This is a genomic window from Sandaracinaceae bacterium, assembly GCA_016706685.1.
Lineage (GTDB): Bacteria > Myxococcota_A > Polyangia > Polyangiales > Houyiibacteriaceae > JADJJE01.
The window spans coordinates 229,612-250,371 of sequence record JADJJE010000002.1 but is presented as its reverse complement, the minus strand read 5'-3'; the positions used below and the strand labels follow the sequence as shown (position 1 = coordinate 250,371).

At 70.9% G+C, this 20,760-nt stretch carries 24 protein-coding genes; 11 read left to right on the top strand and 13 right to left on the bottom strand.

The features are described 5' to 3' along the window. Window positions 1-2: 2 nt before the first annotated feature. Genes IPI43_04630 through IPI43_04605 form a run of 6 tightly spaced genes read right to left on the bottom strand, consistent with a single transcriptional unit; the run spans window position 3 to window position 5,790 of the window. Window positions 3-1,205: an efflux RND transporter periplasmic adaptor subunit gene (locus IPI43_04630; GenBank protein ID MBK7773412.1), complete on the bottom strand. Its 1,203-nt coding sequence runs from the start codon at window positions 1,203-1,205 to the stop codon at window positions 3-5. Window positions 1,206-1,208: 3 nt separating this feature from the next. Next, the gene (locus IPI43_04625) at window positions 1,209-2,759 is read right to left on the bottom strand and encodes an FtsX-like permease family protein (GenBank protein ID MBK7773411.1); all 1,551 of its coding nucleotides are present in this window, start codon (window positions 2,757-2,759) and stop codon (window positions 1,209-1,211) included. Further along, window positions 2,672-3,577, bottom strand: a complete 906-nt coding sequence (locus tag IPI43_04620; protein ID MBK7773410.1) for a hypothetical protein — start codon at window positions 3,575-3,577, stop codon at window positions 2,672-2,674. Before IPI43_04620 ends, IPI43_04625 begins: the two co-directional genes overlap by 88 nt. Window positions 3,578-3,584: 7 nt before the next feature. Beyond that, window positions 3,585-4,304 carry an ABC transporter ATP-binding protein gene (locus tag IPI43_04615; GenBank protein MBK7773409.1) on the bottom strand — a complete coding sequence of 240 codons (720 nt, stop codon included), beginning with the start codon at window positions 4,302-4,304 and terminating at the stop codon, window positions 3,585-3,587. 14 nt (window positions 4,305-4,318) lie between these two features. After that, window positions 4,319-5,020, bottom strand: coding sequence for an FAD-binding domain-containing protein (locus tag IPI43_04610; protein ID MBK7773408.1), 702 nt, complete (start codon window positions 5,018-5,020; stop codon window positions 4,319-4,321). Then, window positions 4,966-5,790: a deoxyribodipyrimidine photo-lyase gene (locus tag IPI43_04605; protein MBK7773407.1), complete on the bottom strand. Its 825-nt coding sequence runs from the start codon at window positions 5,788-5,790 to the stop codon at window positions 4,966-4,968. Before IPI43_04605 ends, IPI43_04610 begins: the two co-directional genes overlap by 55 nt. Before the next feature lie 128 nt (window positions 5,791-5,918). Here IPI43_04605 and IPI43_04600 point away from each other — a divergent pair, with 128 nt between their 5' ends. Beyond that, window positions 5,919-6,191: a hypothetical protein gene (locus tag IPI43_04600; protein ID MBK7773406.1), complete on the top strand. Its 273-nt coding sequence runs from the start codon at window positions 5,919-5,921 to the stop codon at window positions 6,189-6,191. Here the strand turns inward: IPI43_04600 and IPI43_04595 are convergent. Then, complete coding sequence (locus IPI43_04595) at window positions 6,092-7,480, bottom strand: alpha/beta hydrolase (GenBank protein MBK7773405.1); 1,389 nt, start codon at window positions 7,478-7,480, stop codon at window positions 6,092-6,094. The genes IPI43_04600 and IPI43_04595 overlap by 100 nt on opposite strands. A 108-nt stretch (window positions 7,481-7,588) precedes the next feature. On the opposite strand from IPI43_04595, the gene xseA reads away from it, so the two are divergent. Genes xseA through IPI43_04580 form a run of 3 tightly spaced genes read left to right on the top strand, consistent with a single transcriptional unit; the run spans window position 7,589 to window position 10,169 of the window. Next, complete coding sequence (gene xseA / locus IPI43_04590) at window positions 7,589-9,016, top strand: exodeoxyribonuclease VII large subunit (protein MBK7773404.1); 1,428 nt, start codon at window positions 7,589-7,591, stop codon at window positions 9,014-9,016. Next, window positions 9,013-9,882, top strand: coding sequence for a shikimate dehydrogenase (locus IPI43_04585; protein MBK7773403.1), 870 nt, complete (start codon window positions 9,013-9,015; stop codon window positions 9,880-9,882). Before xseA ends, IPI43_04585 begins: the two co-directional genes overlap by 4 nt. Beyond that, window positions 9,879-10,169 (top strand): YggU family protein, encoded by a 291-nt coding sequence (locus IPI43_04580; GenBank protein ID MBK7773402.1) that lies wholly within the window; start codon window positions 9,879-9,881, stop codon window positions 10,167-10,169. Before IPI43_04585 ends, IPI43_04580 begins: the two co-directional genes overlap by 4 nt. Window positions 10,170-10,172: 3 nt before the next feature. On the opposite strand, the gene IPI43_04575 is transcribed toward IPI43_04580, so the two are convergent. Together IPI43_04575 and IPI43_04570 are read right to left on the bottom strand one after the other, a co-directional pair. After that, the gene (locus IPI43_04575; protein ID MBK7773401.1) at window positions 10,173-11,093 is read right to left on the bottom strand and encodes a DUF2236 domain-containing protein; all 921 of its coding nucleotides are present in this window, start codon (window positions 11,091-11,093) and stop codon (window positions 10,173-10,175) included. Window positions 11,094-11,129: 36 nt separating this feature from the next. Continuing rightward, a complete protein-coding gene (locus tag IPI43_04570) occupies window positions 11,130-11,831 on the bottom strand; it encodes a TetR/AcrR family transcriptional regulator (protein ID MBK7773400.1) in 702 nt (233 codons plus the stop codon). A gap of 60 nt (window positions 11,832-11,891) precedes the next feature. Here IPI43_04570 and IPI43_04565 point away from each other — a divergent pair, with 60 nt between their 5' ends. From IPI43_04565 to IPI43_04555, 3 genes are read left to right on the top strand one after another with little or no spacing between them, the layout of a single operon-like run. Next, entirely contained in the window at window positions 11,892-12,956 is a 1,065-nt protein-coding gene (locus tag IPI43_04565; protein MBK7773399.1) for a serine/threonine protein kinase, read from the top strand. Further along, a complete protein-coding gene (locus IPI43_04560) occupies window positions 12,896-13,867 on the top strand; it encodes a hypothetical protein (GenBank protein MBK7773398.1) in 972 nt (323 codons plus the stop codon). Before IPI43_04565 ends, IPI43_04560 begins: the two co-directional genes overlap by 61 nt. Further along, window positions 13,864-15,753: a serine/threonine protein kinase gene (locus IPI43_04555; protein ID MBK7773397.1), complete on the top strand. Its 1,890-nt coding sequence runs from the start codon at window positions 13,864-13,866 to the stop codon at window positions 15,751-15,753. Before IPI43_04560 ends, IPI43_04555 begins: the two co-directional genes overlap by 4 nt. Window positions 15,754-15,761: 8 nt before the next feature. On the opposite strand, the gene IPI43_04550 is transcribed toward IPI43_04555, so the two are convergent. Further along, the gene (locus IPI43_04550; protein MBK7773396.1) at window positions 15,762-16,349 is read right to left on the bottom strand and encodes a Uma2 family endonuclease; all 588 of its coding nucleotides are present in this window, start codon (window positions 16,347-16,349) and stop codon (window positions 15,762-15,764) included. A 74-nt stretch (window positions 16,350-16,423) separates the two neighbouring features. Between IPI43_04550 and IPI43_04545 the strand changes: the two genes are divergently transcribed. Together IPI43_04545 and IPI43_04540 are read left to right on the top strand one after the other, a co-directional pair. Continuing rightward, window positions 16,424-16,921: a pyridoxamine 5'-phosphate oxidase family protein gene (locus IPI43_04545; protein ID MBK7773395.1), complete on the top strand. Its 498-nt coding sequence runs from the start codon at window positions 16,424-16,426 to the stop codon at window positions 16,919-16,921. A 1-nt stretch (window position 16,922) separates the two neighbouring features. Next, window positions 16,923-17,354, top strand: a complete 432-nt coding sequence (locus IPI43_04540) for a hypothetical protein (protein ID MBK7773394.1) — start codon at window positions 16,923-16,925, stop codon at window positions 17,352-17,354. 24 nt (window positions 17,355-17,378) lie between these two features. On the opposite strand, the gene IPI43_04535 is transcribed toward IPI43_04540, so the two are convergent. Together IPI43_04535 and IPI43_04530 are read right to left on the bottom strand one after the other, a co-directional pair. Continuing rightward, window positions 17,379-17,864: a hypothetical protein gene (locus IPI43_04535; protein MBK7773393.1), complete on the bottom strand. Its 486-nt coding sequence runs from the start codon at window positions 17,862-17,864 to the stop codon at window positions 17,379-17,381. Between the two features lie 121 nt (window positions 17,865-17,985). Next, entirely contained in the window at window positions 17,986-18,810 is an 825-nt protein-coding gene (locus IPI43_04530) for an OmpA family protein (GenBank protein ID MBK7773392.1), read from the bottom strand. A gap of 179 nt (window positions 18,811-18,989) precedes the next feature. Here IPI43_04530 and IPI43_04525 point away from each other — a divergent pair, with 179 nt between their 5' ends. Then, entirely contained in the window at window positions 18,990-19,280 is a 291-nt protein-coding gene (locus IPI43_04525; GenBank protein MBK7773391.1) for a BrnT family toxin, read from the top strand. Window positions 19,281-19,282: 2 nt separating this feature from the next. Then, window positions 19,283-19,516: a BrnA antitoxin family protein gene (locus tag IPI43_04520; GenBank protein ID MBK7773390.1), complete on the top strand. Its 234-nt coding sequence runs from the start codon at window positions 19,283-19,285 to the stop codon at window positions 19,514-19,516. 31 nt (window positions 19,517-19,547) lie between these two features. Here the strand turns inward: IPI43_04520 and IPI43_04515 are convergent, their stop codons facing one another. Beyond that, window positions 19,548-20,756, bottom strand: coding sequence for an acyl-CoA dehydrogenase family protein (locus IPI43_04515; protein ID MBK7773389.1), 1,209 nt, complete (start codon window positions 20,754-20,756; stop codon window positions 19,548-19,550). Window positions 20,757-20,760: the final 4 nt, after the last annotated feature.

The following is a 20,760-nucleotide window of genomic DNA, read 5'->3' as shown; positions in this document are numbered from 1 at the left end:
ACTCACTCGCGGGGCGTCACCAGCACGCCCTCCCGAATGGTGTCGCCGGGATGCACGATGACGTCGTCGCCCTCGCTGAGGCCCGAGCGTACCTCGGCGTGGTCGGGGTTCTCTAGGCCCAGCTCGACCGCCACCTTGTGAGCGGCGCCCTCGCGCATGACGTACACGGCCCAGCCATCGCCATCACGGAACAGCGCACTGGACGGCACGAGCAGCACGTCGTCCACGGCGTCCACCTCGATGCGCGCCTCCACGCGATAGCCATCGGCCAGGCCCGCGCGCTCTTCGGGCGGGTCCTGCAGCTCGATGACCACACGGACGCGCTGCTCTTCCACGCCGAGCGCGCTGCGCGTGGTGAACGCCGAGGGCTCCTTCACGCGCACGCGCCCGTGCAGGCTCTCGCCGCCACCCCAGCGCACCAGCTCCACCGGGTCGCCCACCTCGATGGCCACGGCTTCGGTCGTCAACACCTCCACCACCACCTCGAGGCTGGCCGGGTCGCCGATCTCGAGGAGCGGCTGACCGGCTTGCACCACGCCAGCGCTCTCCGCGAAGACGCGCAGCACCACGCCATCCACCGGCGCGAGCAGCGGCAGCACCTCGGTCTCGCTCCCCTCGCGGCTCAGCGACGCGCGCACCACGCGCACCTCGTGATCGGCCACGCGAGCGGCGAAGCGCGCGCTCGCAAGAGCCTCGGCCGCGCTCTGCGCCTCGTAGCGCGCACGATCGGCGACCGCTCGCGGGGCCCCTCCGCCAGTGGCCAGTCCCTCTTGGCGCGCTTGCTCTTGCTGCGCGAACTGTGCCGCGGTCTCGGCCCGCGTGACCTCGGCGTGGACGCGCGACTGGCTGGCCACCGCCGCTGCCAAGCTCGCTTCGGCCTGCGCCCGCGTGCGCGGGTCCATCAGCATCACCTCCATGGCGCCGATGTGGGCCACCACGGTCTCCACCGTGACGGGATCTCCGGGCTCGAGCGTGATGCGCGCGAGCGAACCGGAGATGGGCGCCGAGAGCGAGTAGCGGTCGCTGACGCGCGTGCGGCCGTCGTCCTCCACGGTCACCGCCAACCTCCCGCGCGCGATCCGCACCGTGTCCACGGGCTCGGGTTTCGGCTGGGAGCCCAGATAGAGCGCGCCGCCGGCGACCACCACCAGGAGTACGTAAGCACCGTTGCGCAGGGTGCGTCGAAGCGTTGCGCGTTCACTCATACTTCAGTCCCTTGTCTTGAGCGTGCCGATCAGATCGAGCGAGTCGAGCCGGCGACGAACGATGTATCCGGCCACCAGCGAGGCGAGCACCGTGACCACCGCGGCCGTGGTGTAGCTGGACGAGTGGATGACGATGGGCATGCGGTACACCTCGGGGTCGATGCCCGCCATCATACCGCGCAGCATCTGGCGCCCTAGCCAGAGTCCGAAGGGCAGCGCGAGCACCACCTGCAACGTCAGCTCGCTCAGCAGCACGGCGCTGATCTCGGGCTGCGTGAAGCCCAGGATGCGCATGGAGGCGAGGTCCCGCTGGCGGGTGTTCAGCGCGATGCGCGCGTTGTTGTAGACGACGCCGATGGTGATGGCCGCCGCGAAGAGCGAGATGACGGTAGCGAAGATGTCCATCGACTTCCCGCTCTGCTCGGCGAACTGCGCGATGGAGCGCTTGACGTTGCCTGACGACCCCACCATCGGCATGTCGTCCACACGCGCCTGCACCTCGCCAGCAGCCAACGGGTCCACTGCCAGCAACACCGTATTGATGCTCTCCGGCTCCGCGAGCAGGCGATGCAGCGCAGAGAGCTCCATGTGCCCCGCCATGCCCATGGGCTCATTGACGAAGCCAGCGACGGGGATGGAGAGGGTGCGCCGCTCGCCGTCGAGGACGACGACGCGCACGTGCTCCCCCACGCGGACACCCAGGCGCTCGCCCAGGATCTGGGTCAGCACCATGCCCTGCGCCGGGATGGACTCGCGATGTCCCGTGAGGTCGCGCAGCGCGCGCAGGTCGTGATCCTCGGCATACCCGGTGATCGTCGCCGTACGCTGACGCGCCCCCATCTCGAAGCGCGCAGGCACGACGCGTAGCCCCTCGGCGCGTTGGACACCTTCCATGGCGCGAAAGGTCGAGAGCGACGCGAGCGGCACGGGCGACCGCAGCGAGACCGAGAGGTCGTCGCGCTGCGTGGAGGGGAGCAGCTGGCCCATGAGGACCTCCATCGAGTCGGTGATGGACGCTCCGAGCACCAGCAGCCCCACGGACATCGCGATGCCGACGACGCTCAATAGCGTGCGGATGGGCTGCCGCACGAGCTCGCGCGTCACCATGCGGAACGACGGGGAAATGACCAGACGCAGCCACTGGGGCATCTGCCGCCCGCCATGGTACGCGGGGGGGGTGGGCGGCCGCATCGCCTCGGCCGGGGTCATGCTCAGGATGCTGCGCACGGCGCCGAGGCCGCCCACCACACCGGCGATCAGCGCGGTGACGATGGCCGCGGCGGCCGTGTCGAGGGGCACACTGAAGACCACGTGGGGCAGGTGATAGAAGCCGAGGTAGAGGCTGGTGACCATGTTCCCGAGCCACTTGCCGAGGATCAGGCCGAGCGTCGCGCCGAGCGTGACGATCACCACCACCAGCTCGAGATAGTGGAGCGCGATGCTGACGTCCGTGTAGCCCAGCGCCTTCAGCGTGGCCACCACGCCGCGCTGCAACGACACGATGCGCGCGAGCACCACGTTGAGCAGGAAGGCGGCGACCGCCAGGAAGAGCACGGGCGCGAAGGTGGCGATGCCCTCGAGCTGCTGGAGGTCTTGGGACAGGAAGTAGTCCGAGATCTGCCGGTCGAGGCCGTAGGCACCCAGCCCCCATAGGGCTCGAGCATCTGGTCGAGCGCCTCGATCACCACCGGCGCCTGCGCGTGCGCCTGGAGCTCCAGCACCACCTCGTTGAAGGCCCCCTCTTGGTCCGTCAGCGCTGCCAGCGCCGGCCGCGACATCCAGACCACCGCGAAGCGCGCGTTGTCGGGCGCGAAGCTGCCCGGCTGCACGGGGAAGACCCACTCGGGCGACATGGCCAAGCCCACCACCCGCAGCGTGCGCTCCTGGCCCTCGATCACGACGCGCAGCGGATCACCCAGCTCGAGCCCATGAACGAGGGCGAACGCCTCCAGCACCACCACCTCGTCGTCGTGGCCCGAGAGCGGACGTCGCCCGCTGACCATGCGGATGGCGCTCAGGCGCTCCACGCCATCTCGCGGGATGGACACCAAGAGCCCGTCGGCAGGGCTCTCCAAGCTGGGCATCGGGATGCGCACGCCCGTGACCACACGGGTCTGGACACGGCTCACACCCGGCAGCGCCGCGATGCGCGCGGCCAGGCTCTCGGGCGCGCGCTCGGCGGTGGCGAACACGTCGCCCATGCGCTGCGCGGTGTAGTAGCGAGCACGGGCGTCCACCAGAGCGCGATGCGTCCCGGACAGGCTCAGGAACGCGCTGACGCCGCAGGCGACCACGACCGCGATGGTGGTGATGGGCCCGCTGAGCTCACGCAGGTCGCGCAGCAGCTTGCGGTGCAGGGGTCCGATCAGCACCGGCCGCTCACCATGTGAGGTCCTGCGGCTTCATCTTCTCGAAGCCCGTCTCGTTGGCCACCACCAGACCGTCGGCCACCACGATGCGGCGATCCGCGATGCTCGCCACGGGCGCGTTGTGCGTGATGATGGCGGTGGTGGTGCCGAGCTCGCGGTTGATCTGCGTGAGCACCTCGAGAACCATGACGCCCGTGTGAAAGTCGAGCGCCCCCGTGGGCTCGTCGCACAGCAGCACGTCGGGGCGCTTGGCGATGGCGCGCGCGATGGCCACGCGCTGCTGCTCGCCGCCGGAGAGCTGCGCGGGGAAGTGGTCCGAGCGGCCCTTGAGGCCCACGCGCTCGAGCGCCTCGTCGGGGCTCATGGCGCCGTCCACCAAGTCGGTGACCAGCTCCACGTTCTCGCGCGCGGTCAGGCTGGCCACCAGGTTGTAGAACTGGAAGACGAAGCCCACGTGCTGGCGGCGAAAGCGGGTGAGCTCGTTGGCGTTGGCGCGGCTGAGGTCCTGATCGCGATAGCGCACCTCGCCCTCCGTCGGGGTGTCGAGCCCGCCCATGATGTTGAGCAGCGTGCTCTTGCCGGAGCCACTGGCGCCCACCAGCACGGTCATCTCGCCCTCGTGGAGGTCCCAGTCCACGCCACGGAGCGCGTGCACGTCCACCTCGCCCATGCGGTAGACCTTGGTGACGCCGCGCGCGCTCAGCACGCGCTTGCGCCCATCGGGGGACATGGAGTCGATCGTGCTCACGCCTTCACCTCGGCACCGGGCGTGCCCGCCTTCGTTCTGGCCATGTGCTGCTTGGCGAGCGCGAGGAAGCGCTCCCGCGCCAGCGCGTGGTCCACGATGGGCAGCGGGTACGTCTCACCCAGCGTCACGCCCGCTGCGCGCAGCACGGCCTCTGGCGCCTTTGCGGGCTCGTGGATGAAGCGCGCGGGCAGCGTGGCCAGCTCGGGCACGTAGCGCCGCACGTAGTCGCCCTCGGGGTCGAAGCGCTCGCCCTGCAGCGTGGGGTTGAACACACGGAAGTAGGGCTGCGCATCGCAGCCACAGCCCGCCGACCACTGCCAGCCGGCGTTGTTCTGCGCCCAGTCACCGTCCGTGAGGTACTTCATGTAGTGCGCTTCGCCGGCACGGTACGAGATCAAGAGATGCTTCGTCAGGAAGCTCGCTGCGATCATGCGCGCGCGGTTGTGGACGAAGCCCTCGTGCAACAGCTGTCGTGCCGCCGCGTCCACGATGGGGTACCCCGTCTTCCCATTCACCCACGTTTCCCAGAGATCCGGCGCTTGCTCGGGCGCGCGCCACGGGAAGCCGACGAAGTCTGCGCGGAAGGGCTCGCTCAGGAGCGCCGGGCGGTCCCACAGCGTGCTGTGTGAGAACTCACGCCAGATCAGCTCGTTGAGGAACTTGTCGCACGCTTCGGTGCCGCGGTGAGCGCGCTCGATCTCGTACCAGACCTGGCGAGGCGAGAGCGTGCCGAACTTGGGAGGTCGGCCGAGAGTCGGCTGGTGCCTGGGATGTCCATACGGTCGCGTTGCTGGTGGTAACTGGGGGCTGCACCGAGTCGAAACGCGCGCAAACGCTGGTTGGCTGCGCGCTCACCACCGGGCTGGAGTGCGCCGTTGTACCGGATGCCCAACTGCTCGAGGGTGGGCACCTGCACGCAAGTCACCTGGGTCAATACTTTGTCCGGCAGGGGCGGCAGCTGCTTCGGAGCCCGGAGTGGTGCGCTCACCTCCACCTCGCGGCGGAACGACCGCGCGAACTGGCTGAACACCGAGTAGGGCTTGCCGGCCCCGGTGCGCAGCGTGCCGGGCGGCAGCAGCGTCTCGCCCGGGAGCAGCTCGAAGCGGTCGCCGAGCGCCTGCTGCACGCGGCGGTCACGCTCGCGGGCGAAGGGCTCCACCCAGCGCTGCGCCACCACGCGGTCCACCCGCAGGCGCGCCACCAGCTCGGGGATGACCTCCACGCTCTTCCCCGGCACCACGAGCAGCTGCGACCCGCGCGCGGCGAGCTCGTCCTGCAGCACGGCGATGGACTCCAGCAGGAACTGCATGCGGTGAGGCAGCTCCCGCGCGCGCGCGGGTGAGAAGAAGAAGGGGTCCAGCACGAACAGCGGGATTACCTCGTCGCCCTGCAGCGCGCGCGCCAGCGGCAGGTGGTCACTGAGGCGGAGGTCTTTTCCGCGGAACCAGACGAGCGTCCGGAGAGCCATGGAGGCGAGTCTACGCGACGACTCCCTGGCATGCCGCAGCCCTCACTATCCGTATTTGGGGACAAAACCCGGTCCACATTCCAATGTAGCTGGACAGGCCGACCGGATGGGGCTATCTCTGTCACTGCATGTCACGTGAGGACACGACGCAGATCAAGCACGCCCGGCGCGAGGACCCTCAGACGGACCTCGGGCTCGAGACCGCGCAGTTGCTGTTTGCCCACCTGGATGCTGCGGCAGCCCCGGAGGCGCACGCCGAGCGCGCGCGCAACATCTACGACCGCATCCGCCGCATGGCGTCTCAGAGCGCGGAGTCGGCGGCCATGGTGCGCGCCCGCGCCGACACCATGGAAGCCACGTTCAGGCCCGGCGAGAGCGGCGTTTCTCCCAAGGTGCGCTGAGCGCCTTCCCCCGTGGGCGCCCCGCCGCGCTCCCGCTGGTAGATGGTGTTGAGGAAGTCCCGCACGGCGCGCAGCGTGTGGTGGCCCCGCACCGAGCGGAAGATCTCGAAGGCGTGCTGTGCGTCCGGGATCTCGGCGTAGCAGACCGGCTGAGACGACACGTCACGCAGTGCCGTGCTGAAGCGGCGGCCCTCCTCCACGGGCACCAGCGAGTCGTGGGTGCCATGCACCACCAGCCAGGGCGGGGCGTCACGCCGCACCCGAGCGATGGGCGACGCGGCCTCGAAGCGCTCGGGGTCGTCCACGCGGCGGACCTTCATCACCAGCTGCTCCACCAGGCCCTCGATACCGCGGTGTGGCCAATGCCCGTATCGGTTGGTGAGGTCGTAGACACCGTAGAAGGTGACCGCCGCCTGCACCCGCGTGTCGGCGCCCTCGAAGCCGGGCTTGAAGCCGGGCTCGTCCCAGGTGAGGGCAGCCAGCGCGGCCAGGTGGCCGCCCGCCGAGTTGCCGCTGATGGCCACGAACGAGGGGTCGCCCCCCCATTGGTGCGCGTGCGCCTTGGCCCACACGATGCCGCGGTTCACGTCCGCGATGTGGTCGGGGAAGGTGGCCTTCGGGCTCAGCCGGTAGTCGATGCTGATGCAGACCCAGCCCTCGGCCGCCATGCGGTTGAGCATGGGCAGCGCCTGGAACTCCTTGAAGCCCAGGATCCAGCCGCCGCCGTGAACGAACACCAGCACGGGCGCGTTGCTGGGCTTGTCCTCGCGGTGATAGATGTCCGCGCGCAGCGTGCGCCCACCCACCTCGGCGAAGGGCTGGTTGCGCACCACGGTGACGCGGCGCTGCTTCATGCGGAACGGCAGCGCGTAGTGGCGAAGATGCACCGGCTTGAGCGTGGGCAGGCCCGCCTCGGGGTCCAGCGTGAGGGCCAGCGCCTCGCCCCCCTGCTCGTACTTGGAGAGCGTGCCCTGCACGGCGCCATGCGCGGCGTCGGCCGCGAGCTGTCCGCGCGTGTGCAGCCTCAGGAGCGAAGCCCAAGACGCCATGCAGATCAAGAGCGCGAGCCAGCCGGGCCATGCGTCGAGGGCCCCCGCGTACGCGAACCCACAGGCCGCCGCGAACTGCCAGAGCAGGTGGTGCGCCGCGAGCTCCACCGTGATCCACCCTGCGAAGAAGCAGATGGTGGCCCAGGTGGCGGGCCAGCGCGGTGGGCGGTGCGCGTTGTAGGTGAACCAGGCAGCCACCAGGCTCAGTGCCAGAAACGCCCAGCTCGTCGGGGACTCCATTCCGCAAGCGTAAGGGCGAACGCACGCGCGGGCTACCCGAGGCGGCGCGTCGTGCGATAGTCCGGGCGCATGTCAGTCGAGCCGCTCCGCTCCCCAACACAGCCTCGCGTGCTGCGCGTCAGCGAGCTGAACCGCGTGGTGCGCGGCGCGCTCGAAGACGGCTTCCGCGACGTGTGGGTAGAGGGCGAGATCACGCAGGCCAAGCGGGCCCCCTCCGGGCACCTCTACTTCAACCTGAGCGACGAGCGTGACCCAGCGCAGGTGGCGTGCGTGATGTTCCGCAGCGACGCGCAGCGCACGCGGGCCACCCTGCGCGACGGCGAGCGCGTGCGGGTGCGGGGGCAGCTCACGCTCTACGAGCCGCGCGGGACGTTTCAGCTCACCGTGCGTGCCGCGGTGCCCGCAGGCGACGGCGACCTGCGCGCGCGCTTCGAGCTGCTGCGCCGCAAGCTGACCGCCGAGGGGCTGATGGACCCGGCCCGCAAGCGTGCGCTGCCACGCCTGCCGCGCACGGTGGGCGTGGTCACCAGCGGCAGCAGCGCGGCGTACCAAGACGTGCTGCGCGTGTCGGGCGAGCGCTGCCCCGTGCGCATCGTGCTGTCCGACTGCCGCGTGCAGGGAGCCGAGGCGCCGGCCTCCATCATCAAGGCGCTGGCGCGGGTGCAGGCGCTGCCCGAGCTGGACGTGGTCATCCTGACGCGCGGGGGTGGCTCGGCCGAAGACCTGTGGGCCTTCAACGACGAGCAGGTGGTGCGCGCCGTGGCCGCGTGCCGCGTGCCCATCGTGGTGGGCGTGGGGCACGAGACGGACATCACGCTGGCCGAGTTGGTGGCCGACGTGCGCGCGGCCACGCCCTCGAACGCCGCCGAGATCGTGGTGCCCGCGCGCGACGCCCTGCGCGCCGAGGTGGACGCCTGGCAGCGCCGCCTGGCGCGCGCGCTCGAGATGCGGCTCGACCGTGAGCGGCTGAAGCTGGAGCGCGCCGAGCGGCGGCTGCGGGACCCGCGCAGCGCCCTCGGGAGCGCCGAGCGCGCGCTGCGGCTGCTGACGCGCCGGCTGGAAGAGGCCATGCGCCGGCCCCTCGTGCAGCAGCGCCGCGAGCTCACGGCGCTCGAAGCGCGCGTGCTGCCGCACGACCCACGGCGCATGCTGGCGCGGCAGCGAGGCGGGTTCGAGGCGCTCGAGGCCGGGCTGCAGCGAGCCATGCAGGCGCGCTTGGCCAGCGAGACCCGCAGCCTCGCGCGGGTGACGGACACGCTCGCCCCCGCCGCCGAGCGGGCGCTGCGCGACGCGCGCGCCACCCTCGGGCAACACGTGGCCGCGCTGGACGCGCTGTCACCGCTGCGGGTGCTGGGGCGCGGATACGCCATTGCGCTGCGGGCCGATGGCCGCGCCGTGCGTGCCGCCAGCGACGTGCGCGTGGGGGATGCCATCGAGGTGCGCGTGGCGCAGGCCCGCATCTCGGCCGAGGTGCGCGCGGTCACCTCCGACGCGGCCGCCGGAGCGCCCCCCGTGGGCCCAGAGGAGCACTCATGATCGACGCGGACACCACGCTGCTGGGCATCTTCGGCTGGCCCGTGCGGCACTCGCGCTCGCCCGTCATGCACCACGCGGCGGCGCGGGCGCTGGGCCTGAACGTGGCCTACATCCCCTTCCCCGTGGACCCAGCGCGGCTGGGCGACGCGGTGCGCGGCGTGCGGGCTCTGGGCCTGCGCGGCGTGAACGTCACCCTGCCGCACAAAGAACACGTCATGGCGTTCCTGGACCAGGTGCACCCGGACGCGCGCGCCATCGGCGCGGTGAACACGCTGGTGCACGAGCCCGACGGAACGCTGCTGGGCGAGAACACGGATGCCCCCGGGCTGGTGCGCTCGCTCGAAGAAGCCAACGTGCCGCTCGACCACGCGCGCGTGCTGCTGTTGGGTGCTGGTGGCGCGGCGCGGGCAGCCGCCGTGGGGCTGTGCCGCCGGGGCGCTGCCGAGGTGGTGGTGGTGGCCCGCCGCCGGGAGCAGTGCGACGTGCTGGTGCGCGAGCTGAACCCCGTGGTGGGCGGGCACCTGCGTGCGCTGGGGGACGACGACACGGCTGCTCTGCGCGACGCCTACCGCGGCACCACGCTCTTGGTGCAAGCCACGAGCGCCACCCTGCACGGTCGGCCCGACGCACAAGCCTTTGCCGACTCGCTGCCGCTCGAGCTGCTGCCCGACCACGCGCGCGTGGTGGACCTTGTCTATCAGCCGCGCATCACCAGCGTGATGGCGCGCGCGCAGGCACGGGGCCTGGTGTGCGTGGACGGGCTGGGCATGCTGGTGCACCAGGGCGCGCTGGCCTTCACGCGCTGGACCGGCCGCGAGGCCCCGGTAGACGTGATGCGCGCAGCGCTTGAAGCGTCGCTCGCATGAGCGGGCTCGACGCGCGCGAAGACGCTGGCGCCGTGGTGTTCAGCGTGCGCGTGGCCCCGCGCGCCAGCCGCAGCGCCGTGCTGGGCGTACACGAGGGCGCGCTCAAGGTGGCGCTCACCGCACCTCCGGTGGATGGCGCTGCCAACGCGGCGCTGGTGGCGTTCTTGGCCAAGGCGCTGGGGGTGGCGAAGCGCGACGTGGTCATCGAGCAGGGCGACACCAGCCGCAGCAAGCGGCTGCGCGTGACGGGGGTCACGTTGGCGCAGCTGGCAGCGCTGCTGCCGTAGCGCTCAGGGCAGCGCGTGGAGCGCGACTGGGCTCTCCGTGCTCACGCCGCGCACTCGGGCCTCGGCCAGCTGCGCGTAGGCCGGCTTGCCCATCGCCCAGCGCACCTGCTTCGACTGCGCGTGCATGAACGGGTCGTAGAACGTGCGCTGCGCCCAGGCGTCGTGGCGCATGCCCACCAGCTCGCGCGCCCAGGTGGGAAACAGCCCGAGCGAGCCGCGCAGCGAGAGCCGGCGGAAGAGCTGCTCGGTTGCGGGGGCCGCCTCCCCCGGGCGCTTGCCCGAGGAGGTGAGGAACTCGATGAACGCCACGGTCTGCTCGTTGACGGCCAGCTTCGGGCGCATGCGCGTCACGTACGCGTCGAGCTCGTCCATGGTCACCGGGATGTCGCCCGCGCCCCCCAGCTTCCCGATGAGGGACTGCTCGCGCAGGTAGCGGTTGCGCTCGGCGAGCGTGAGCGGCCGGTGGTAGCGGTGGAAGGCCTCCATGATGGCCCACGGGATGGCGGTGTGGACCCACCCGATGAGCTCTGGATCCATGGCGCGATACGGCCGCCCGTCGGGAGCGGTGCCGCTCACGCGCTCGTGCATGCGGCGCACGTGCTCGATGGTGCGGGTGGCCGCGGCCGTGCTGCCGAACGTGGTGATCATCACGTAGCCGAACGTGTTGCGCGCGCGCCGGCCCGTGTTGACCGCGTAGTCGGACTGGTCGTGCACGCCGGCCATGACCAGTGGGTGCAGGATCTCCATCACGATGGCCGCCAGCCCCGCCACCGCCACGCTGCCCACGTCGGCGTGCAGCTCCCACGAGACGCTGCCCGGGCCAATCAGGCCAGGGTCGCCGGCGGGCCCGCCGTAGATCTCGGGCTGGTCGTGGACGCCCACAGCGGTGCGGACCTCGGCGACGATGCGTTCACGGCGGTTCATGGCCCCATGGTGACAACTGACATGACAGTTGTCAATTTAACCCCGAGGCGCGCGTGTCTTGGTCTTGCGCGCCGACGTCGGTGGGCTCGGAGGCGGGATGCCCACGCCGTCGAAGATGATGTCAGCCGCCTCGAGCGCGTGCCGGTGCACCGCCTCCGGGTCGCTCGGGTCCACGCGCGCGCCGAAGCGTGCCGCCAACGCCGGCAGCGCCAGCGGCCCTCCCGCGCCGTGCGTCATGAGGAAGTACATGAGGGAGACCGAGCGCGTGCGGATGAGCCCCTTGCGGTGCAGCGCGTCGAGTGCCGTCTGGCTGAGCGCGCGCACCGGGTCGATGTAGCGGTCGTACAGGTAGTCGAGGCGTGGCCCTGGCGTGGTGGCCTCCTGGCTGATGATCTGCAGCAGCGCGGGGCGCTTGGCGTTCAGCGTAACGAAGCGCACCACCATGGCGCGCAGGCGCGCCACGTCGTCCGTGGGCAGCGCCTCGAGGTTGGCGAAGAGGTCGGTGGCCAGCGCGCCGAAGCCCTGATCCACGGCCGCGTACCACAGCCGCTCTTTCGAGCCGAAGCGCTGCGGGATGAGGTTGTGGCTGACGCCCAGATCGCGCGCGAGCTTGCGCACGCTGGTGCCCGCGAAGCCGTTCTCGGCGAACTCGTCGAGCGCCGCGCGCAGCATGTGCTCGTCGCTCGGCGCGGGGGCCTCGGTGCCGGCCGGCCGGCCGCGTCGCTTCGGGATGCTCACGGGGCGCGACGCTAGCACAGCCCCGCGCGCTGCCGTTTGGCGTACCCTCCGGGCTGCCCGATGGACTCCCCCCCGACCCAGAGGCTCCGCCCCGCGCACGACCGGACCACCGAGGTGGACGACCTCACGCCCGTGCCCGTGACCGAGATCGCGCAGGCCGACGCGCCGCTCGGCGCGCGCTACCAGACCCTGGGCCTGGCCACCATCAACTGCCGGGCCGGCGTGACGCTGGGGCGCGCGCTCGGGGGCCGCGCGGTGCTGGACATCGCCAACGCCGCCGAGGGGCTGGTGGCGCTCGGCGACCTGATCGCCACCGGCGGCATGGGCGAGGTGCGCAGCGCCGTGCAGCACCGTCTGCGCCGCGAGGTGGCCGTGAAGCGCGCGCGCGGGGACGCCAGCGAAGAGACGCACCAGGCCATGCTGCGCGAGGCGTGGATCGCGGGGTCCCTCGAGCACCCCAACATCCTGCCCATCCACACGCTCTCGCGCGACGGCAGCGAGCCGCTGATCGTGATGAAGCGCGTGTACGGCCGCGTGTGGACCGAGCTCCTGCGCGACCAACGCCTCGCCCCCGGAGACGCACGCTGGGTGGAGCCCATCGGGGTGCTGGTGGAGGTCTGCCGCGCGGTGCACTTCGCCCACAGCCGCGGCGTGCTGCACCTGGACCTCAAGCCCGACAACGTGATGGTGGGCGAGCACGGCGAGGTGGTGTTGCTGGACTGGGGCGTGGCCGCCGCGTTCGACACGAGCCTGGCGCCCGACTTCATCACGAAGACGGACAGCATCACGCACGTGTGCGGCACGCTCGGCTACCTCTCGCCCGAGCAGGCCACCGCGCACGGCGCGAGCTTCGGCCCCACGACCGACGTGTACCTGCTGGGCGCGATCCTGCACGAGATCATCACGGGCCACCCGCCGCACCTGAGCCCGCACACGTCGCTGGTGGCGTCGCTGGTCAGCTCGCATCGGGCCGAGCCGCCGGTATTCGACGCGAGCGTGCCGGAGGAGCTGCGCGCCATCGCGCGCCGTGCGCTTTGCGTGCCCCGGCCGACCGCTTTCCGGACGTGGACGCGTTCCGTCATGCGCTCGAGCTGTTCCTCGAGCACCGGCCAGCGCTTCTGCTGACCACCAAGGCCGACGCGCTGCGCGAGGAGATCGCGTTCGCGCGCGCCAGCATGAGCGAGCGCTCGTCCATGCAGGCGCTCAATGACGAGGCCAGCACGGAGGCGCAGCTGGACGCGTGCCGCTTCGCCTACCAGCAGGCGCTGCGCTCGTGGCCGGAGTGCGAGGAGGCGCAGAAGGGCCTGGGCGCGCTGGCCGAGCTGCGCATGGCTCAGGCCGAGGCCACGCTGGACGTCGCGGCGGGGCGCTCGGCGCTGGACGACCACCCGGCGCCGCCCGAGGAGCTCCTCGAGAGGCTGCGCGCGCTCGAGCAGGCGGCAGCCGACGACGCGGCGCACGTGGAGGCGCTGCGCGCCCTCTCGGCCGACGAGAGCCTGGACACCGACCGCGCGCTACGCATCCGCCTGGCGCTGACCGGCGGCGGCTGCTGGTCGGTGTGGAACGCGGTCACGGGCTACCTCGATCAATCGGGGGCGCTGCCCATCACCACCAACGCGCTGCTCACGCACGTGACCATGGCCTTCGCCATGTTCCTGGCCGTGCTCGCGTCGGTGGGGCGCCGCGCCTTGACCTCCACGGCAGTCAACCGACGCGCGCTCACCATCGTGTTCGCCGCGTTCGCCGAGACCTTCATCTTGTGGCTGGGCGGGGCCGTGCTGGGCATCGAGGCCCACCAGACCGCCGTGCTGGCGTTTGCGGTGTACGTGCTGGCGGGGCTGGCCGTGGCCGCCGTGCTGGACCCGCGCACGTGGTGGGGCGCCGCGCTCATGCTGCTGCCGGCGTTCGGCGCGGCGCACACCCCCGAGCACGTCTTCTACTACACCGCGTGCCTGGGCCCCATCGGCGGCGTGGGCCTCGCGTACCTGTGGTGGCGCCCGGCCACCGCCGAAGAAGCTGCGGAGGCCAAGGCGTGAAGGACGAACTGCCAGCGCCGCTGCGCACCGTGGGCGCTACGCGCAGCGTGTTCGAGCGCGAGTTCGAGCTCTCGCAGGAGGACCCGTTCGCGGGGCTGGGTGACCCCGACGAAGGCGGCGTCATCTCGGGCGACGTGCTGGGCGCGGGCGGGATGGGCGTGGTGCACGCCGGCATCCAGACCGCGCTCCAGCGCCAGGTGGCCGTGAAGCGCACGCTGCACCGTGAAGCGGGCGCAGGCGACGAGGCCTTCTTGGCGTTCCTGCGGGAGGCGTGGATCAGCGCCAAGCTCGAGCACCCCAACATCATCCCCGTGCACGCGCTGTGCAGCGACCGCGGCGATCCGCAGCTGGTCATGAAGCGCGTGGAGGGCGTGGCCTGGCGCGCCCTGCTCGACGACGACGCGCTGGCCAGCGAGCACGGCATGCGCGACCGCCTCGCGTTCCACCTGGCAATCCTGGGGCGCGTGTGCCGTGCCGTGCACTTCGCGCACTCGCGCGGCATCGTGCACCTGGACCTGAAGCCCGACAACGTGATGGTGGGCCGTCACGGGGAGGTCTACCTGCTGGACTGGGGCGTGGCCGCGAGCTTCCACGAGGACGCCGATCCGTGGGTGCCGCGCACGGTCGACATCCGCACCGTGATGGGTACGCCGGCCTACCTCTCGCCCGAGCAAGCGGCGGCCCTCGGCGGGTTGATCGGGCCGCGCACCGACGTGTTCCTGCTGGGCGCGCTGATCCACCGCATCGTCATGGGTCGCCCTCCGCACCGCGGCGAGACCATGGACGTGGTCATGGCGTCGGCCTACCTGTGGAACCCGCCCGAGTACGGCGACGAAGTCCCGGCGGAGCTCGCTGCCGTGATCCAGAAGGCCATGGCGCGCGCGCCCGACGAGCGCTACGGCAGCGCCGAGGAGGTGCGTGTGGCCCTCGCCGGCTTCCTCCAGCACCGCGACTCGAGCGCCATCCTGGACGCGGCGCTCGCGCGCCTCGAGCGGCTGCGCGCCAGCCTGAGCGGCGAAGGCGAGACGCGCATGCTCGATCCGGGCATAGCGCAGCGCATCGAGAACGAGTGCCGCTTCGGCATCGAGGAGGCGCTGCACACATGGCCCGACAGTCGCCGCGCGAAGGCCGCCCTCACCGACCTGGCTCGGCTGGTGGTGGAGCGCGCGCTGCGGGCGGGCGACTGGCGCGCCGCAGCCGCCACCATGACGCGGCTCTCCGGTGGAGACGACGCGCTGTGGCAGCGCATCCGCGCGCTGCGCAACGAGGCGAAGGACCGCGAGCGCGAGCGTCAGGTGCTGCAGGACCTGGGCAGCAACCAGGACATCCTGCGGAACGCCCGCGTCCGTGCCCCGCTGGCGGCGGGCATCAGCGCGGGCTGGGTCATCTGGTTCTCCGCGGTGGCGTGGGCCGTGCGGAGCGGTCAACTGGTGCTGAGCCACTCGCTCTTGGCGCTGAACTCCGCCGTCACGCTCACGCTCTACGCCGGGGTGCTGTGGAAGGTGCGCGACACGCTGCTGGCCACGCAGATCGACCGCCGCGCGGTCCTCTTGCTCGCGGCTTCGCTGGGCGGCGTGACCGTGCTGTGGACGCTCTGCTGGGTGATGGGCGTCGCGCCCCTGCACGCCATCACGCTCAGCTCGGGCGTCTACATGTTCTTCTTCGTGGCCGTGACCATGGCCATGGAGCGCCGACTCGCTTGGGTCACCGTGGCGCTCGCGCCGCTCTCGCTCATCAGCTTCTTCGACCCCGCTCACACGCTCGAGTGGCAGGGGAGCGCCGTGTTCCTGGGCGGAACCGCGCTCAGCCTCATCTGGCGCCGCGACGCGCGCCTGGCCGCCGAGCGCGAGGCGCAGCAGAGCGCCAGCAGCCTTACGTCACGCTAGAGCGCGGATCACTCCCCGTCGGCTTCGCGCGGCAGGAACAGGCGGCCTACGGGGAACTCGATGGCCTCGAAGGGAGCGATGCGCGCCGTGGCCGAGTCGTCGTAGACCCCGAACTCTACCCAAGCACCGTTGCTGAGCACGAGCGCCTCCAGTACACGGGCGTCCGGATCGATCAGCCAGTAGTGCGCAACACCCGCTTGGGCGTAGAGGTGGCGCTTCTGCACGCGATCGCGCGCCGCCGTGGAAGGCGAGAGCACCTCGCAGACCCAGTCCGGCACCACCTCGATGGGACGCGCCGCACCGGGGCGAGGGAGCCGCTCGCGTCGCCAGCCCGCAAGGTCCGGCCGGAGGATGTCGTGCGGTGCGAGAGCAACGTCCACCTCGACGAAGATCCACCAGCCGCCAGGGCCTCCGTGCCCGTCGTCGTCATCGAAGGGACCACCCAAGAAGCGACGGGCCGACCCCAGCACCTTCGAGTGACGCGGCAGCGGCGCCGGTGACACAAGCACCTCCCCGGCCAGCACCTCGGCGCGCGTGCCCTCGGGAAGCGCCACGAGGTCGGCGTAGGTCGCGAGTCGACGCTGAGGCGGTGCCATCCCGCTCATGCTACCCGGCGGAGGCGCCTCGGCCAGCGTTGACGCCGCTGGACGGCGAAGCGTAGCGTCCGCGCATGACTTCGATCCCGGCAGACGCCGAGGCGATCCTGCGGCGCTACCGCACCTGCGAGTTCACCACCTTCGGCAAGGACGGCGCGCCCAGCACGTGGCCCCTCTGCGCGCGCTGGCTCCCGGACGGGCGCTTCCTGCTCACCACGTCCATCGGCTTGCCGCAGAAGGCGTTCAACATTCGGCGCAACCCGCAGGTGAGCCTGTCGTTCTCGGAGCCCACCGGCAGCGGCGTCAGCAAGCCCGGCGCCGTGCTCGTGCAGGGGCGCGCGGTGTGTGAGGACCGCATCGTCACCGACATGTCCAGCATGCCAGAGCTCACGCTCTACTTCCGCGAGACCATCTTCGCGCGCCAGCCCTCCGGGAAGATGATGAGCTCGTGGCTCGGGCGGCGGTGGATGGACTGGTACTACATGCGCCTGCTCATCTACGTGACGCCCGAGCGCATGTTCTACTGGCCCACACGCGACTTCGCGGCCGAGCCGCAGAAGCTGGAGCTCTGACATGTGGAAGCGTGCAAAGAAGGACCTCGGCACCTACCAAGAGGCCGTCATCAACGTGAAGGACGCGGAGGGTCGCGGCGTGAGCGTGCGCCAGCTGAAGCCTGCGCTCGACGTGGCCACCGGGACCATGCCTGTCGCCATCCCCAGCGCGCTCGGGGCAGTGCCCGGCCCCGCCACGCTGCTGGCCCACTTCCACGACGAGAAGCTCTGGAACATGCGCACCATGAGCATCAAGGGCAGCGTGGAGCAGCGCGCGGGCCAGTGGGTCTTCGTGGCCAGCAGCTACCGCCCCGCGAGCCCCATGGACTTCCTGCGCGGCACGCGCGTGTCGGCGGCGAAGTACCTCGAGCGCCGGGGCCTCCCGCGGCCGAAGCCCAACTACGAGGTCATCCACCGGCTGTTCGACGAGGCGGGCACGATCAGCGATCCGTGAGCCCGGCCTGGCGTCGACAGGGGCTCACATGGCGAGCTGAACGAAGTAGAAGTGCGTGAGCGGTACGCCTCGGAGCCCCACGATAGAAGCGTCGTGCGCGCCCCACACATTTCCGGTGATGCTCGGGAAGTCCACGGCGGGCATGGTGATGCCGTCGACAGCCAAGCCCTCGGCGATGTCGTCGTATAGGCCATCCCCGGGACCACCCAGCGCGAAGACGCCGACGCGCGCCAAGAGGACCACCGCGGCCTGGAACTTCTCCGGCAGCAGGTCGTTGACGAACATGGCCTCGAAATAGGAGCCGTGGAGCTGTTCGAGCCAAGCCCGGTTGACGGCGTCCAGGTTCTCGTCGGGGATGAGCCACGTCCGCGTGGTGGCCCCGTCCTGAGAGAAGACGAGCAAGCTGACTGGAGCGGTGACGGCGCCCGTGGATGCGGGCACGGGGATGCCGGCCGCCTCCACGAGGTCCGCGACGACATCCGACAGGTTCGGGACGTCCAACGCCGTCATGCGGGGACTGCCTCTGAGTTCCTTCAACTGCTGGGGCGTGGGCACTGGCTTCCTCCTCGGTGTGTGACAACCGTCACGTGACGACGTCGAAGCTACCATCGTTCCCAGCCGCGTGCGCACGTCAGCCGCCGCCAGCGCTCCCTCCGGCAGCGCAGTGGTCCACCGGCGCGGGCACATCGCAGTCACTCACGCTCGCGCGCGCGTTCGGGTCAGGCTCCTCGGGGGTCACCTGGTCCACCACGAACGTGACGCGCCGGTTGCGGGCGTGCGCTTCGCGCGTGGTGCCCGGGTCGAGGGGCTGGTCGCTGCCCTGCCCCACGATCAGCAGCCGGCCGGGGTCCACTCCGCGCTCCACGAGAGCGGCATGCACGGCGGTGGCGCGCGCGACGGCCAGCGCTTCGGCCCCGCGCTCGTTGGTGGCTGCGTTGCCTTGCACGGCCACGCGCACGAACCGCGGATTCTCCGCCAGCACGAGCGCCACGGCGTCCACCACGGGCAGCGCCTGCGCGGAGATGCGGCTGCTCTGTGCCGTGAAGTAGATGGTGTGGTCCGGCGCGAGCGTGGCGCTCTCCGCCACCACGCCTGCCGTGTCGGGGCAGCCCTCGCGCGTGTCCGCATGGAGGTACGTCTCGGCCTCGTTGGGGCACGCGTCGCAGGCGTCGTGCATGCCGTCCTGGTCGTTGTCGAGCTCGGGGCAGCCGTCCGCGTCGTCGAAGCCGTCCACGTCTTCGGCCATGCAGGGGCAGGCGTCCACGTCGCTGGCCAGTCCATCCGAGTCCGGGTCGGGCGGGGTCTCCGCGGGGGCCGTCTCGCCGGGCTCTGTCGCAGACGGGTCCTCGGTAGCGGGCGCAGGCGCCCCCCCACAGCCGAGCGCGAGCAGCAGCACGAGCACTGCGAAGGCACGACGGGAGGCACCGAAGAGATGAGTCGCGTGAAGGTGAGGCACCCGCAGAGGGTACCTCACCTGCAGCGGGGTCAGCGCAGCTCGGTCGACTTCAGGCCCAGCAGGTTGCGCGCCACGATGAGCAGCTGGATCTGCTGAGCGCGCTCGAAGATGTCGACCCAGATCCACGACGCCTGAAGCCAGCGGATTGCATCCGCGTACAACGTACGTACAATGTGCGGATGGTCAGCCTCCGCTTCGAGTGGGATGAGCGCAAGAACGCTTCGAACCGCCGCAAGCATGGTGTCTCGTTCGAGGAAGCTCAGACCGCGTTCGCCGATGAGCTTGGCCTAGTCATCGACGACCCCGCGCACTCGAGTTCGGAAGAGCGCTTTGTCCTCCTCGGGATGAGCGCGCCACTCCGTCTCCTCGTCGTGTGTCACTGCATCCGAGAGCACGGTGACGTCATCCGCGTGATCTCGGCGCGCAAGGCCGACGCAACCGAGCGCCGGGCGTACAAGGCAAGGTGGTGAGTATGAAGAAGCAGTACGATTTCTCTAACGCAAGGCCCAACCCGTATGCGAAGCGACTCAAGAAGTCCGTCACGATCCGCCTGGATCAGGAGTCGCTCGCATACTTCCAGTCGTTGGCCGAAGAGTCGGGTATCCCCTACCAGACTCTCATCAACCTCTACCTCCGGGACTGCGCTACTTCGCGAAAGAAGCTGCACCTGAATTGGAGGCCTTCGGCAGAGAAGGGCGCAGTCTGAGACCACACGCGCAGCCTCACCCACCGCATCTTCAGCGCAGCTCGGTGGACTTCAGGCCCAGCAGGTTGCGCGCCACGATGAGCAGCTGGATCTGCTGGGTGCCCTCGAAGATGTCGAGGATCTTCGAGTCGCGCGCCCACTTCTCGAGCAGCTCGGTCTCGCCGTAGCCGGTGCTGCCGCACAGCTCCACGCAGCGCAGCGTGACCTCGTTGGCCGTGCGCCCCGCCTTGGCCTTGGCCATACTGGCCTCCACCGAGTTGGGTATGCCGTTGTCGGCCATCCAGGCCGCCTTGAGCGTGAGCAGGCGCGCCGCTTCGAGCTCCGCCTTCATGCGGTGCAGCTCGGCCGCCGCCGCGTGCTGCGTCCAGCGGGAGCCGCGCATGCGCGTGTCCACGCCGGCTTCCTTCAAGAACGTCTCGGTCACCTCGAGCGACGCGCGCGCCACGCCGAGGGCCATGGCCGCCACGATGGGGCGCGTGTTGTCGAAGGTCTGCATGACCCCGCCGAAGCCCTTCTTCGGATCGATCTCGGGGCTGCCCAGGATGTTGTCCTTGGGGATGCGGCAGTCGTTGAAGGACAGCACCGCCGTGTCGCTCGCGCGGATGCCCAGCTTCTTGTCGAGGCGCACCAGCGACATGCCCGGCGAGCCCTGCGGCACGAAGAAGCTCTTGATGGCCGCGCGGCCCATGTTGCGGTCGAGCGTGGCCCACACCACCACGGCCGTGGCGCGCTCGCCAGCGGTCACGTAGATCTTCTCGCCGTTGATGACCCACTCGTTGCCCTCGAGCCGAGCGGTGGTGCGGATGGCGGCGCTGTCGCTGCCCGCGCCTGGCTCGGTGATGGCCATGGCGGCCCACACCTGCCCCCAGCGCGCCTTCTGCTCGGGCGTGGCCACGGCCGCCACGGCCGCGTTGCCGAGGCCCTGCCGCGGGATGCTCAGCGCCAGGCCGATGTCGCCCCAGCAGAGCTCCACCATGCCGAGCACGGTGCTCATGTTGGCGCCGTTGCGGACGCTCTTGTCGCCCTTGTCGCGGGTGCCCTGCTTCACGTTGCTCACGCCGCCGCCGGCGCCGGCCTCGCTGAAGCCGTCCATGACGGCGGCCAGCATGTCCAGCTCCTTCGGGTAGGTGTGCTCGGCCGTGTCGTACTTGCGCGAGATGGGGCGGAAGACCGCGGAGGCGACGACGTGCGCCTGCTCGACGAGGGGCTTGAGCTTGCTGGGGATCTCTAGGTTGATCATGGTC